Source organism: Saprospiraceae bacterium (assembly GCA_016712145.1).
Taxonomy (GTDB): domain Bacteria; phylum Bacteroidota; class Bacteroidia; order Chitinophagales; family Saprospiraceae; genus Vicinibacter.
The window spans coordinates 824,425-839,293 of the sequence record JADJRO010000001.1; the positions used below are offsets into that span (position 1 = coordinate 824,425).

The following is a 14,869-nucleotide window of genomic DNA, read 5'->3' on the forward strand; positions in this document are numbered from 1 at the left end:
GATGCAGCTGTTTGAAACCGGTATTAATGAATTGTTCGTTCTTCAAGCAGATTCGTATGAAGATGAACGCGGTTGCTTTTTTGAATCCTATAATGCTCGGTGGTTTGTCAAGAATAGATTAGCTTACCATTTCGTTCAAGACAATGCCTCAGAGTCAAGCTATGGAGTCATCAGAGGGCTTCATTTTCAAATTGGTCCTCAGAGTCAAGCGAAATTAGTTAGAGTAAGCTACGGAGAAGTTTTGGATGTTGTAGTTGATTTAAGAAAAGACAGTGCAAGTTATGGAAAAGTGTTTAGTATTATTTTATCCAGAGCCAATAAAAAACAATTATTAATTCCAAGGGGCTTTGCTCATGGGTATTCCGTGCTTAGTACGGATTGTATTTTCAATTATAAATGCGATAATTATTATGATAAGAATTCTGAATCTGGCATTCATCCTTTAGATCCAGATCTAAACATCGATTGGATGATTCCACTGGAGTTGCAAAACATTTCAGACAAAGACAAACAATTGGATTTTTATAAATTGTTGAAAAACCAAGGTAAATGAAAGTGCTTGTTACTGGTGCCCAGGGTCAATTAGCTCAGGAATTAAAACACCTGGCAAGCTTCTATCCTGAAATCACGTTCGAATTTTTTAATAAAACGGAATGGGACATTTCAGATGAAAAGCTGACTTACAAGATTTTAACCAATGCTCATGCCGATTTTGTTGTAAATACTGCAGCATATACCAAGGTTGATGAGGCAGAAACAAATTCTGAAATCTGCAATCGGATCAATTATGAAGCTCCTAAAACAATTGCAGCATTATGCAATGGATTAAAAACCAGAATCATTCAAATTTCAAGTGATTATGTATTTTTTAATACTATTCACAAAGCCTTAATTGAAACGTTTCCTAAGAATCCAAAAGGTGTTTATGCTACTACTAAAAGCAAAGCAGAAGATGTAATTATGAACTACAATCCAAAAAATATTATTATCCGAACTTCCTGGTTGTACAGTAGTTTTGGTCATAATTTTGTTAAAACCATGGTTCGTTTGGCAAATTTGGGTAAACCCATTCAGGTTGTGGATGATCAAATTGGTTCGCCAACCTATGCGGCAGATCTTGCACAGGTTATTATAAAGCTCATATTAACACCGGCAAAAAATATTGAAGGAATATATCATTATTGCAATGAAGGCGCTTGTTCTTGGCATGAATTTGCTCATGAGATATTTTCACATTTAAACTTGAATGTTTCATTAAAGGCAATAAGTACAAATGAATTTGGAGCTTTGGCACCTCGACCTGCATTTAGTCAATTGGATTGCACTAAAATAAAGACTGAATTACAAATTGCTATACCAAATTGGAAAACCAGTCTTCACAAATGTCTCGATAAAATAACAACAGCGGTATGATATCCAGTTGCTATTTAAATCGGGTCATTGCAATAAGTATTTGTAGCATAGCTTTCGTAAGTCAAATTTTTGCAACGCACAACAGAGCCGGCGAAATTTCGTATACTCAATTGTCCGATTTAAGCATTCGGGCCATCGTCACCACCTATACGAAAACAAGCAGCGTTTCTGCAGACAGAGATAGTATTTCAATTGCTTGGGGAGATGGAAGCTTTTCAAATGTGGTAAGAATAAATGGTAACGGTCAAATCTTACCAAATAATATTAAAAAGAATATATACATCGCAGAACACAGCTACCCTGGGCGTGGTAGTTATCTGATCAGTGTTCAGGATCCAAATCGGGTTGATAACATCCTTAATATAGACCCACCCAATAGCGTTAATATTCCATTTTATATCCAAACCAGTGTCAGCTTATTAAATCTATTATTCCAATATCCCAATCATTCTGTTCAACTGTTACAAGCGCCTATAGATTTTGCTTGTGTTGGCAAAGCGTTTACTCACAATCCTGCTGCTTACGACGAAGATGGAGATAGCCTAAGTTTTGAATTAGGAATTCCACTAATGGCTAAAGGTGTCATCGTTCCAAATTATTTTTATCCAAATCAAATTCAAGCTGGACTCAACAATAATATCAGCTTAGATTCAAGAGATGGTACATTTAGATGGACCTCCCCGCAAAAAGCTGGAGAATATAATATTGTAATCATTGTGCATGAATATCGGAAAGGAATAAGAATTAGCAGTACCATGCGGGATATGCAAATTTTTGTCAGGAATGATTGCCAGGACAATCAACCCCCATTCATTCAAACAATAACAGATACGTGTATTGTTGCTGGGACAAAACTGGAAATTCCGGTTTTTGCATTCGATCCTGATAGTTTAAATCCAAAGTCCAAAATAAAAATTGAAGCAAACGGGGCCGCCTTTTATACAGATCCACCTGCACAAATTGACCAACACAATCAGTTTCAAAATTCCCCTATTCGAGCAACACTACGTTGGCAAACAACTTGTAACCAAGTTAGAAAAGAATATTATTTTATTGTACTTAAAGCAACTGACAACTATCTTGATACTACTGGTTTAGCATATTTGCACACCATTCGTATTAAAGTGGTTGGACCTGCTCCGGAAAATTTAAGCTCTAAACCTGAACAAAATTCAATCCGACTTCAATGGCAAAAACCCTACGACTGTGAAACCTTTGACGATATTTTTCGCGGATTTTCGGTTTGGAGAAAGGAACAGTCTACCATTTTAGTACATGACACATGTCATCCGGGACTGCCAACTAATTTATATACACAAATAGCATATCTTACAAAAAATGCACAAGGCAATCAATATTACTATGTCGACAGTCTGGTTCAAAAATCCAAATTTTACTGTTATAGAGTCTTAGGAGAATTTGCAAAAATCAATGCATCAGGCTATCCCGTAAATTTCGAAAGTAGCTTGCATTCAAATGAAACGTGCAATTCACTTGCGATTGAAAATCCCGTTTTGTTGAATGCTGATGTTCAACGAACAGATAGCCTAAGCGGGCAAGTAAACGTTAAATGGTTAAAACCAGATCCCGTTGCTTTTGATACCATGCGCAATTCTGGACCTTACTTGATAGCAATTGAACACAAAATTGCCAATGCAAACTGGATTAACATACCTGAAAGTGTAAAATCTTACAATTTTTTTAATACCAATTGGGATACCTTGTTTCTACATCAAAATATTAACACAAAAACCTATCAACACAATTACAGAGTGCAATTGTTACCTGCAAATCAATCAGATCATCGATCTGACTCTGCTCAAACAATTTATCTGACTTTACAACCTAATGACAAGTCTATTCAATTAAATTGGTTTGCTAAAACCCCTTGGACCAATTATAAATATATAATACTTCGATTAAATGAAAATACACAAGCTTTTGATTCAATAGGAACTACCAGTTTAAATACCTATACAGATAATCAGTTGCAGAATCAAAAATTATATTGTTACAAAATTAAAGCATATGGTACCTATGGAATTCTTACTATTGAACAACCACTTTTAAATCATTCCAACGAGCAATGTGCTGTGCCTGAAGACAAAAAACCTCCTTGTTGCCCTATTCTAAAGGTTGTTGGTCCTTGTAATCAAGAGTTACATCAAGAAACAATTTCAAATAAATTAAGTTGGACAAATCCAAATCTGTCGTGTACTGACCATGATGCTTTAGGATATCGTATTTATTATTATATTGATTCTAAAAAAGTATTGCTTGCAGAAATTAATAATATAAATACTTTAGAATTCGAACATGCATTAACTGATATTATACCCAACTGTTATGGAATTAGTTCTTTTGATTCATTAAACAATGAATGTACTCTAATTGATACGGTTTGTGTTCAATATTGTCCTATCTATAAACTACCAAATACATTTACACCAAACCAAGATGGGTCAAATGACATTTTCAAACCATACCCTTTTCGATTTGTGGATAAAATTGAATTTAAGCTAATCAATCGTTGGGGCAAACAAGTTTTCGAAACCACAGATCCTAAAATAAACTGGGATGGAAAAGATGAATCTGGAAATCCCCTACCAGATGGGGTGTATTATTATTCCTGCATAGTTTATTATTCAGGTTTTCAAGCAAACTTAAAAGCCAAGGACCAATTAACAGGATTTATTGAATTATTAAGAGGCAAACCTAATTAATGTTTACAGGAATCATTGAATCTCTAGGCTGCATTAAATCAATACGAAGAGACAAGGGCAATCTTCAGATCGAAATAACCAGTGCGCTATCAAAGTCACTTAAAATCGATCAAAGTGTCGCTCATGATGGGGTATGTCTTACAGTCATTAAAAAATTTAAAACAAGCCATATTGTAACTGTTGTAAGTGAAACCTTGCAAAAAACCAATTTATCTAAATTGAAAGTAGGTGGATTGATAAACCTAGAAAGGGCATTGCATTTAAACAGCAGATTAGATGGGCATTTAGTTTCAGGACATGTAGATTGTACGTCAAAGCTTTTAAAAATAAAAAAACTGCCAGGTAGCACCGAACTTGAATTCGAACTAAAAAAAGAATTTGAGAATTTGATTATTTCGAAAGGCTCCATTACGATCAATGGAATCAGCTTAACGGTTTCAAAATTAAAAAGCAAGTCCTTTAAAGTTGTAATCATACCATATACCTGGGATCATACCAATTTAAAACATCTAGAAAAGGGTGCTCTGGCAAATATTGAATTTGATCTTATTGGTAAATATATACTACGCTCCAAGCGAATTTAAATATTTGTAAATTTAGAAACCACTCTTTCCAATATGGAGTTTCTAAATACCATATAAGTAAAAAGGGCCTTCAATTTGAAAGCCCTTTTATTTTTTTGTCAATTGAACTATAATTAAGTTCGTATCTAATCTTCTGCTTCTACTAAATTTTTCTTGCTGTTAGCTGAACGAACAAATAAGTCTTTATACTTTCTGTGTCCGGTTCCTGCAGGAATTTTCTTTCCAATAATTACATTTTCTTTCAAGCCCGACAAGTCATCGCTCTTTGCTGACATAGCCGCCGAACTCAATACTTTTGTGGTCTCTTGGAAGGAAGCAGCAGAAATCCAACTACTGGTACCTAATGAAGCCCTGGTTATCCCTAATAACAATGGACTCGCAGTTGCTGAAGTTGCATCCCGATACTCTACTAATTTTTTATCATTCCGTTTCAAAAATGAATTTTCATCGCGCAATTGTCGAATAGAAACCAACTGACCCGCTTTCAATTTTGCAGAATCATTTGCTTCTGTTACAACCTTCTTATCAAAAATATCATCGTTTGCTTCAATGAATTCCCAACGATCTACAGGCTCGCCTTCCAATAAGGTAGTATCCCCTGGATCTTCAATTTGAACCCATCGCATCATTTGTCTGACGATAACTTCAATGTGTTTGTCGTTGATGTTGATCCCTTGTGAACGATACACCTCTTGAACCCCATTTACCAAATAAGATTGAACAGCAAAAAGACCTTTAATCATCATGATATCCCGCGGAGCAGTGGTTCCATCAGATAAGGGAGTACCTGCTCTAACAAAATCACCTTCCTGAACCAGGATATGCTTTGACAATCCAATTAAATATTTTCTGCGTTGAGCGGTGCGCTCATCCTCTACAAAGATTTCGCGATTTCCTCGTTTGATCTTACCATAAAAAACAATTCCATCAATCTCACTAACTACAGCCGGATTGGAAGGATTTCTTGCTTCAAATAACTCCGTTACCCTTGGCAAACCACCTGTGATATCCGAAACCTTACTTACGTTTCTTGGAATTTTACCAATTTTCTGTCCAGCACTGATATCGCTGTTATCGTCAATGGTTATATACGCGCCCACTGGCAAGGAATAGTTTTTTAATTCTTCTCCAGCTGCATTTACAATTGAAATTGCAGGAATCTTTTTCTTGTTTTTAGATTCAATAATAACTTTTTCAGAATAACCAGTTTGGTCATCGCGCTCCATACGATAGGTTACGCCTTCTTCAATGGAATCATATTTAATTATTCCAGAAAATTCTGAAATGATTAAAGCATTAAATGGATCCCAATTACATATCAAATCCCCTTTGTTTACTTTTTGCTTTTCTTTTACAAATAAGAACGAACCATAAGGTACGTGCATACTTGTTAAGATTTTATTATTCTCGATATCCAAAATCCGGATTTCACCTGACCTTGAAATTACAATCGTGCTTTTTGTATTATTTTCAACAAGTTCAGAAACTTTCAAACCGTCGTATTCAATGATCCCATCAAATTTTGCAACGATTTCAGATTCTGCTTTAGATACAGCAGCCACACCCCCTACGTGAAATGTACGCAGTGTTAACTGGGTACCTGGTTCACCAATACTTTGTGCTGCTATAATTCCTACTGCATCCCCTTCTTCTGTAATCCGGCCTGTAGCTAAATTTTTACCATAACATTTAGTACAAACTCCATTTTTAGCTTCACATGTTAATACAGAACGGATGGTAACCGATTCGATTCCTAACTTTTCAATATTTTGAGCTGTCTTGTCATCAATGTATTCACCTGCCAATAAAATGATGTCTTCAGTCAATGGATGCAAAATATTATGCAAACTAAATCGACCAACGATTCTTGAAGCCAGGTTTTCGATTACTTTTTCATTATCAACCAAAGCTGTAGTTTCAATTCCACGAAGGGTATTGCAATCTTCATCTGAGATTACAACATCTTGAGCAACATCAACCAACCTTCTCGTCAAGTATCCAGCATCCGCTGTTTTCAAGGCAGTATCTGCCAAACCTTTTCGTGCACCGTGAGTTGAAATAAAATATTCCAATACTGATAACCCATCCTGGAAATTAGATAGAATCGGATTTTCAATAATGGCACTTCCTGTATCTCCTGACTTTCTAGGTTTTGCCATCAATCCTCTCAGTCCGCAAAGCTGTTTAATTTGTTGTTTGGATCCTCTGGCACCTGAATGCAACATCATGTAAACAGAATTAAATCCGCCTTTATGTGCTGCTAATTCTTTCATCAAATTATCAGTAACCCGGTTATCTGCATAGGTCCATTTATCAATAATCTGATTGTATCGTTCGTTATTGGTAATTAAACCCATGTTATAACTATCCCAGATTTCTTCAACTTCACGTTGCGCTTCGTCCAAAGTTTTTTGCTTGATCGATGGCGTAATTAAGTCTCCTAAATTAAAAGAAAGACCCGCTTTAAACGCCCAGTAAAATCCTAAATCCTTGATTTCATCCAAAAAATTTTGCAGTAACTGCAAAACTTGTACGGACTATGATATCCCCAATAATTTGTTTTAGGTTTTTCTTTGTAAGCAATTCATTTAAGAAAGGCACTGTACTTGGAACCACTTCATTCAACAAAACGCGACCTACTGTAGTGCGGATCATTTTGTTTTCTAGTTCCAGATTTTCATTTTCAACCAATACTTTTAATTGAACAGGATCATGCAGTTCAATTTTCTTTTCGTTAAATGCAATTACAACTTCGTCCTTACTATAAAATATTTTAATTTTTTGTTCTTTGTCAATTGCGCGTTCTTTCGTGAGGTAATACAATCCTAATACCATGTCCTGTGAAGGAAGGGTAATTGGAGAACCATCCTGTGGATTCAGCATATTATGACTCGCAAGCATCAATAATTGGGCTTCCAATATAGATGCGTTGCTTAATGGTACGTGAACTGCCATCTGGTCACCATCAAAATCCGCGTTAAATGCACCGCAAACCAGCGGGTGAAGTTGAATTGCTTTTCCTTCAATTAAAACTGGCTGAAATGCTTGAATGGATAATCTGTGAAGTGTTGGTGCCCGGTTTAATAAGACCGGATGACCTTTCAATATATTTTCAAGAATATCCCAAATAATCGGATCTTTTCTATCCACTAATTTCTTAGCAGATTTAACCGTTTTGACAACTCCCCTTTCAATTAATTTACGAATTACAAATGGCTTAAATAATTCCGCAGCCATGTTCTTAGGTAAACCGCATTCATGCAATTTTAAAGAAGGGCCTACAACAATCACTGAACGACCGCTATAATCCACCCGTTTACCTAATAGATTCTGACGGAATCGACCTTGCTTTCCTTTTAGAATATCACTTAAGGATTTTAATGCTCTACCACCTTCGGCTTTTACTGCGTTTGATTTTCTTGAATTATCAAATAATGAATCAACAGCTTCTTGCAACATCCTTTTTTCATTACGCAAGATCACTTCAGGAGCCTTAATCTCCAACAATCGTTTCAATCGATTATTTCTGATAATTACTCTTCGGTACAAATCATTTAAATCCGAACTGGCAAAACGACCTCCATCCAATGGTACTAAAGGTCTTAATTCTGGAGGAATCACCGGTAAATACTGGATAATCATCCATTCCGGTTTGTTATTTTTTTCATTCAATCCTTCTCGAAATGCTTCCGCAACCCGTAAGCGTTTCAATGCTTCAGATTTTCTTTGTTGAGACGATTCGTTTGAAGCTTGATGTCTTAAGTCATAGGATAAATCATCCAATTTTAATCTGATAAGCAATTCAAATACTGCTTCAGCTCCCATTTTTGCAATAAACTTATTGGGATCTTTATCATCCAGCATTTGATTTTCTTTTGGAAGTGAATCCAAAACTTCAAAATACTCTTCTTCTGTAATTAAATCTAAAAGATTTGAACCATTTCCTGCAGCCAATCCTGGTTGAATTACAACAAATCGTTCATAATAAATGATTGATTCTAGTTTCTTAGATGAAAGTCCTAATAGATAACCGATTTTATTTGGTAATGATTTAAAAAACCAAATATGAACTACTGGAACCACTAATTTAATGTGTCCCATACGTTCGCGTCGAACTTTCTTTTCTGTTACTTCAACACCGCAACGATCGCAAACAATTCCGCGGTAACGAATCCGTTTGTATTTGCCGCAATAACATTCGTAGTCCTTAACCGGACCAAAAATTCGTTCACAAAATAAACCATCACGTTCTGGTTTATAGGATCGATAGTTGATCGTTTCAGGTTTTAAAACCTCACCGAATGAACGCTCCAGAATATCATCCGGAGAACTCAAACTTATCGTGATTTTGTCAAACTCCTGATCTTGCTTAGTTACTTTATTTTTAAATGACATGTTTGTTATTGATTAGAGCGGTTATTCAAATTTTACATCCAATACCAATCCTCTTAATTCGTGGATCAATACATTAAATGATTCAGGAATATTTGGTTCAGGAAGATTATCACCTTTTACAATTGCTTCGTAAGCTTTTGCGCGACCGATGATATCATCTGATTTAATAGTCAATAATTCACGTAAGATGTTAGCAGCACCAAATGCTTCTAATGCCCAAACCTCCATCTCACCAAAACGCTGACCACCAAACTGTGCTTTACCACCAAGAGGTTGTTGTGTAATCAATGAGTATGGTCCAATTGAACGAGCGTGCATTTTATCATCCACCATGCGCGAAAGTTTCAGCATGTAAATCACCCCCTACCGTTGCTTGCTGGTGAAAACGATCGCCGGTTTCTCCATCATAAAGATAGGTTTGTCCAAACTGAGGCAATTCTGCTTTCTCAATATGTGCGTAGATATCATGAATGGTTGCTCCATCAAAAATCGGTGTTGCAAAATGAACACCTAATTTCTTTCCAGCCCAACCCAATACCGTTTCAAATATCTGACCCAAGTTCATCCTTGAAGGTACCCCTAGTGGATTCAAAACAATATCAACCGGTGAACCATCTTCCAGGAACGGCATATCTTCAACACGTACAATTTTAGATACAATCCCCTTATTTCCGTGGCGTCCAGCTAATTTATCACCTACTTTAAGCTTTCTTTTCTTTGCAATATAAACTTTTGCAAGTTTTAAAACGCCTGCAGGTAATTCATCCCCAATGCTGATATTAAATTTCTCCCGTTTGTATTTTCCAATTTCTTCATTCACTTTAATATTATAGTTATGAAGTAATTTAGAAACAGATTGGTTTTTTTCAGTGTCTTTAGTCCAACTAAAATAATCAACTTTTGTGAAATCAATTTTCTTTAATAACGGATTGGTATACTTTGATCCTTTAGCTATCAACTCTTCACCATATATGCTTTTAACACCGGATGAAAGTTGATCTTTTATCAGCTTTAATAATTTATCAATCAGGATGGTTTTTAATTCATTTAAAGCAACCGCATGTTTATCATCCAATCGCGTCAATAAATCTTTCTCCTGAACTTTCTGAAACTTATCTTTTTTTGCACGGGCATAAAGCTGCTTATCAATAACGACCCCTTCAATGGAAGGAGGTACTTTTAATGAAGCATCTTTAACGTCTCCTGCTTTATCACCAAAGATGGCTCGCAATAATTTTTCTTCGGGTGTAGGATCTGTTTCTCCCTTTGGAGTAATTTTTCCAATTAAAATATCACCTTCTTCAACATTTGCACCAATTCTGATAATTCCATTTTCATCCAAATCCTTAGTAGCTTCTTCACTTACGTTTGGAATGTCATTCGTTAATTCTTCTTCACCTAATTTTGTATCCCGAACTTCAAGTTCAAAACTTTCAATGTGAATCGATGTGAAAATATCTTCCTGAATAACACGTTCTGAAATTACAATAGCATCTTCAAAATTGTACCCTTTCCAAGGCATGAAGGCTACTTGTAAATTTTGGCCTAATGCCAATTCGCCATTTTCAGTTGCATATCCATCTGAAAGAATCGTACCCAAAGAAACCCGATCCCCCTTCTTTACAATTGGCTTAAGGTTAATACAAGTTGCCTGGTTGGTACGAGCAAACTTTGTTAAAGAATATTCTTTTACGTTTTCTTCAAAAGAAACCAGATTTTCTTCATCATTCCGGTCATAACGTATTACAATTTTAGTTGCATCTACAAATTCAACAGCTCCATCTCCTTCTGCAGTAATCAACATCCTGGAATCATGTGCAACTTTCGCTTCCAATCCAGTTCCAACGATCGGTGCATGAGGGCGAATTAATGGTACTGCCTGACGTTGCATGTTAGATCCCATCAATGCACGATTCGCATCATCATTTTCCAAAAATGGAATTAAGGATGCAGAAACTCCAACAATTTGATTTGGAGCAACATCCATGAATTCCAATTCAAGTGGCTCGAGTACTGGAAATTCTCCATGTTCTCGTCCTTTTACTTTTTGTATTTGGAAATCTCCTTTTTTATCAACCGGAACATTTGCTTGAGCAATTTTTGCATAATCCTCTTCTTCAGCAGACAAATATTGAATTCCGTTTTTAATATTCACTTTACCAGCATCTACTTTCCAATAGGGAGTTTCTAAAAATCCCATGGAATTAATTTTTGCATGCACACAAAGGGTTGAAATCAACCCAATATTTGGTCCTTCTGGTGTTTCAATGGTACATAAACGGCCATAATGTGAATAATGCACGTCCCGTACCTCAAATCCTGCTCGCTCTCTTGATAAACCACCTGGTCCCAGTGCAGAAATTCTGCGTTTGTGTGTAATTTCAGAAAGCGGATTTGTTTGATCTAAAAATTGGGACAATTGACTGGTACCAAAAAATGAATTGATAACAGAAGACAAGGTTCTTGCATTGATCAAGTCTATAGGTGTAAATACCTCATTGTCCCGAACATTCATACGTTCACGTATGGTACGAGCCATTCTTGCCAATCCAACACCAAATTGAGCAAACAATTGTTCTCCAACTGTACGTACTCTTCTATTACTTAAATGATCGATATCATCCAACTCAGCCTTTTGGTTAATCAGCGAGATTAAATATTTTACTATTTCTGTGATATCTTCCTTGGTTAAAACCAAGGTATCCATAGATGCCTTTAGATTTAACTTCTTATTGATTTTATATCGACCTACTTCTCCCAGGTTGTATCGTTTGTCTGAGAAAAAGAGTTTATCAATGATTCCACGTGCTGTATCATCATCCGGTGGATCAGATCCTCTTAATTGACGATAGATATGGATCACCGCTTCCATTTCAGAACTGGAAGGATCCTTTTGTAATGTATTATAAATAATAGAATAATCTTCAGTGATATCCTCACGTTGAAGGATAATATTATCAACAGAAGCTTCACTGATCATTTTTATATTGTCCTCATCTAAAATGGTATCCCGTTCCAGAATGATTTCATTACGCTCAACAGTTACCAACTCACCGGTATCTTCATCAACAAAATCTTCAGTCCATCGCTTCAAAATCCGGGCGGCTAATTTACGGCCTACTGCTTTTTTTAGATCTTTTTGAGTGGCTTTGATTTCTTCAGCAAGATTAAATAAATGCAAAATATCCTTATCAGATGTGTATCCGATTGCACGCAACAAAGTGGTAACAGGAAATTTCTTTTTACGATCAATGTAAGCATACATGACCAGGTTAATATCTGTTGCAAATTCCATCCAGGCTCCTTTAAAAGGAATTACCCGTGCTGAAAATATTTTTGTACCATTTGGGTGGTAGGTTTGACTAAAAAACACACCTGGTGAACGATGCAACTGTGAAACAACCACACGCTCCGCACCATTAATTACAAACGTGCCTTTTGGAGTCATGTACGGAATGTTTCCTAGAAATACATCCTGCTCAATCGTTTTAAAGTCTACGTGTTCTTCGTCATTACAAGATAGACGCAACCTCGCTTTAAGTGGAACGGAAAAAGTCAATCCTCTTTGAACGCACTCATCGATTGTATATCGAGGCGGATCTACATAATAATCAAGAAATTCCAGAACAAAAATGCTTCTGGCATCTGATATTGGAAAATTCTCCTTGAATACTTTAAATAAACCCTCATTAATCCTTTTATCAGGTGTAGTTTCCAACTGGAAAAACTCTTTAAATGATTTGAGCTGAATTTCCAGAAAGTCAGGATAAGGTACGTGTAGGGGTGCTTTTCCAAAGTTGTGCCGTGATCTCAGTTGTGGTTTTAATGCAGTTGAAGCCATGTGTTTTTAGTATTTATTATAACCCGTTCCCCAAATAAAAACGATCGCTATGATCAAATTAAATTGTATAAATTCAAAAATCCCTTTAATCACTTATACATAATATATAAAAAAAATACATGACTTGAATCACAGCGATCTGTGACTCAAGTCAAGATTTATATATGTATTCCTTTTACTATCAAAGGTATACTCTCGTGCTTTGAAATTATTTTACTTCAATTTCAGCACCAGCAGCAGTCAAGGTATCTTTCAAAGAATTTGCTTCTTCTTTTGATACAGCTTGCTTTAAAGTTGAAGGAGCTCCATCAACCAGGTCTTTTGCTTCTTTAAGACCTAAATTCAATAAGTTTTTAACTTCTTTAATTACGTTAAGTTTATTTGCACCGCCTGATTTGAGGATTACATCAAATTCAGTTTTTTCTGCAGCAGCAGCAGCAGCAGCGCCACCACCAGCAGGTGCAGCAACAGCAACAGCAGCAGCAGCCGGTTCAATACCGTACTTGTCCTTTAATACAGAAGCCAGATCATTTACTTCTTTAATAGTAAGGTTTACTAACTGATCTGCTAAAGCATTTACATCTACCATGATTTCTTGTTTACAATTGTTAATTAATATATGCGTCTAATACTTGGAAGCCTTGTTTGTTATTTATCAAGCACTTGCACGTTCTTCTAGCGCTTTTACGATACCGGCAATTTTTTGTCCGCCAGATTTCAAAGCACCAATGACATTGGTTGCAGGTGATTTCAAAATGAATATGATATCTCCGATTAATTCCTCTTTTGTTTTTAGAGCAACCAACACTTTTAATTGATCGTCTCCGGTAAAAACAGCTGAATCAATGTATGCAGCTTTTAAAAGTGGTCTCTCCGAATGTTCACGAAATTCTTTAATGATTCGTGCAGGAGAAGCTGCATTTTCTGTAAATAAAACAGAAGATGGTCCTTCAAAAGCACTGAATAATGGTGCAAATCCGCGTTCTGCTTCCAAGCTTTGAAGTGCTTTAACAGCGAGTGTGTTTTTTACTACTCGCATTTCAATGCCTTGTTCAAAACACTTTCTCCGAAACTGGTTGATTTTTTCAACAGTCAGGGTGGAAGAATCCGTTACATAAAAAAACTGCGCTTTGGCAAATTTTTCTTTTAGTTCCTGAATTGCTACTGATTTATCTTCTTTCGTCATGATCTTTCTAATTTAAATAATAATTTAATGAACCTCTCTGGTGTCAATGGCAATTCCAGGACTCATGGTTGAAGCCATAGAGATACTCCTAAAATAAGCACCTTTTGCGGAAGATGGTTTTAACTTATTAATAGCTTGAAGTAATTCGTTACTATTTTCTTTTAACTTTTGAGGTGTAAAAGATACCCGTCCAATCGATGCATGGATAATACCAAATTTATCAACACGGAAAGCAATTTTACCTCCCTTAACATCATTGATTGCACCAGCTAAATCCATTGTAACAGTTCCGGTTTTTGGATTAGGCATCAATCCTCTTGGACCTAATATCTTACCGATTTTACCAAGTTTAGCCATCACAGTAGGCATTGCTACGATGATATCAATATCGGTCCATCCCCCTTCTATTTTCTGAATGTACTCATCCAAACCAACATAATCTGCTCCAGCCGCTTTTGCTTCTGCTTCTTTATCAGGTGTGCAGAGAACTAAAACTCGCTTCGTTTTACCGGTACCATTTGGAAGGGTGACCGTGCCACGAATCGCTTGATCTGGTTTACGAGGATCTACCCCCAAACGAATGTGTAAATCAACGGATGCATCAAATTTGGTGGTATTGACTTCTTTGACTAATGCACAAGCATCATCAATGTTGTAGAGTTTTTTAGGATCTACTTTCCCGTTAATCTGTTTTCTTTTCTTAGTTAATTGTCCCATTATAATTGGT

At 36.1% G+C, this 14,869-nt stretch carries 9 protein-coding genes and 1 pseudogene; 4 read left to right on the top strand and 6 right to left on the bottom strand.

Annotation, left to right across the window (positions count from 1 at the left end; genetic code table 11):
- The first annotated feature begins 1 nt into the window (after position 1).
- The 4 genes from rfbC to IPK91_03585 are packed head-to-tail and all read left to right on the top strand — an operon-like array spanning position 2 to position 4,720.
- Positions 2-553: a dTDP-4-dehydrorhamnose 3,5-epimerase gene (gene rfbC / locus IPK91_03570; GenBank protein ID MBK8296362.1), complete on the top strand. Its 552-nt coding sequence runs from the start codon at positions 2-4 to the stop codon at positions 551-553.
- Positions 550-1,413: a dTDP-4-dehydrorhamnose reductase gene (gene rfbD, locus IPK91_03575; GenBank protein MBK8296363.1), complete on the top strand. Its 864-nt coding sequence runs from the start codon at positions 550-552 to the stop codon at positions 1,411-1,413. The genes rfbC and rfbD overlap by 4 nt, the downstream gene beginning before the upstream one ends.
- Positions 1,410-4,136, top strand: coding sequence for a gliding motility-associated C-terminal domain-containing protein (locus IPK91_03580; protein ID MBK8296364.1), 2,727 nt, complete (start codon positions 1,410-1,412; stop codon positions 4,134-4,136). Before rfbD ends, IPK91_03580 begins: the two co-directional genes overlap by 4 nt.
- On the top strand, positions 4,136-4,720 hold the full coding sequence (locus IPK91_03585) for a riboflavin synthase (protein ID MBK8296365.1): 585 nt from the start codon (positions 4,136-4,138) through the stop codon (positions 4,718-4,720). The genes IPK91_03580 and IPK91_03585 overlap by 1 nt, the downstream gene beginning before the upstream one ends.
- 125 nt (positions 4,721-4,845) lie before the next feature.
- On the opposite strand, the gene IPK91_03590 is transcribed toward IPK91_03585, so the two are convergent.
- The 6 genes and pseudogenes from IPK91_03590 to IPK91_03615 form a co-directional block, all read right to left on the bottom strand.
- A complete protein-coding gene (locus IPK91_03590; protein ID MBK8296366.1) occupies positions 4,846-7,224 on the bottom strand; it encodes a hypothetical protein in 2,379 nt (792 codons plus the stop codon).
- On the bottom strand, positions 7,217-9,115 hold the full coding sequence (locus IPK91_03595) for a hypothetical protein (GenBank protein MBK8296367.1): 1,899 nt from the start codon (positions 9,113-9,115) through the stop codon (positions 7,217-7,219). Before IPK91_03595 ends, IPK91_03590 begins: the two co-directional genes overlap by 8 nt.
- Positions 9,116-9,136: 21 nt before the next feature.
- Positions 9,137-12,956, bottom strand: a pseudogene (gene rpoB, locus IPK91_03600) (DNA-directed RNA polymerase subunit beta).
- Positions 12,957-13,164: 208 nt separating this feature from the next.
- The gene (rplL, locus tag IPK91_03605; protein MBK8296368.1) at positions 13,165-13,545 is read right to left on the bottom strand and encodes a 50S ribosomal protein L7/L12; all 381 of its coding nucleotides are present in this window, start codon (positions 13,543-13,545) and stop codon (positions 13,165-13,167) included.
- 66 nt (positions 13,546-13,611) lie between these two features.
- Complete coding sequence (locus tag IPK91_03610) at positions 13,612-14,142, bottom strand: 50S ribosomal protein L10 (GenBank protein ID MBK8296369.1); 531 nt, start codon at positions 14,140-14,142, stop codon at positions 13,612-13,614.
- A gap of 24 nt (positions 14,143-14,166) precedes the next feature.
- The gene (locus tag IPK91_03615) at positions 14,167-14,859 is read right to left on the bottom strand and encodes a 50S ribosomal protein L1 (protein ID MBK8296370.1); all 693 of its coding nucleotides are present in this window, start codon (positions 14,857-14,859) and stop codon (positions 14,167-14,169) included.
- Positions 14,860-14,869: the final 10 nt, after the last annotated feature.

What these genes read in the sequence shown, in the direction of transcription:
- rfbC (MBK8296362.1), top strand. Translation starts at nt 2, where the DNA reads ATGCAGCTGTTTGAAACCGGTATTAATGAATTGTTCGTTCTTCAAGCA.
- rfbD (MBK8296363.1), top strand. Translation starts at nt 550, where the DNA reads ATGAAAGTGCTTGTTACTGGTGCCCAGGGTCAATTAGCTCAGGAATTA.
- IPK91_03580 (MBK8296364.1), top strand. Translation starts at nt 1,410, where the DNA reads ATGATATCCAGTTGCTATTTAAATCGGGTCATTGCAATAAGTATTTGT.
- IPK91_03585 (MBK8296365.1), top strand. Translation starts at nt 4,136, where the DNA reads ATGTTTACAGGAATCATTGAATCTCTAGGCTGCATTAAATCAATACGA.
- IPK91_03595 (MBK8296367.1), bottom strand. Translation starts at nt 9,115, where the DNA reads ATGTCATTTAAAAATAAAGTAACTAAGCAAGATCAGGAGTTTGACAAA.
- rplL (MBK8296368.1), bottom strand. Translation starts at nt 13,545, where the DNA reads ATGGTAGATGTAAATGCTTTAGCAGATCAGTTAGTAAACCTTACTATT.
- IPK91_03610 (MBK8296369.1), bottom strand. Translation starts at nt 14,142, where the DNA reads ATGACGAAAGAAGATAAATCAGTAGCAATTCAGGAACTAAAAGAAAAA.
- IPK91_03615 (MBK8296370.1), bottom strand. Translation starts at nt 14,859, where the DNA reads ATGGGACAATTAACTAAGAAAAGAAAACAGATTAACGGGAAAGTAGAT.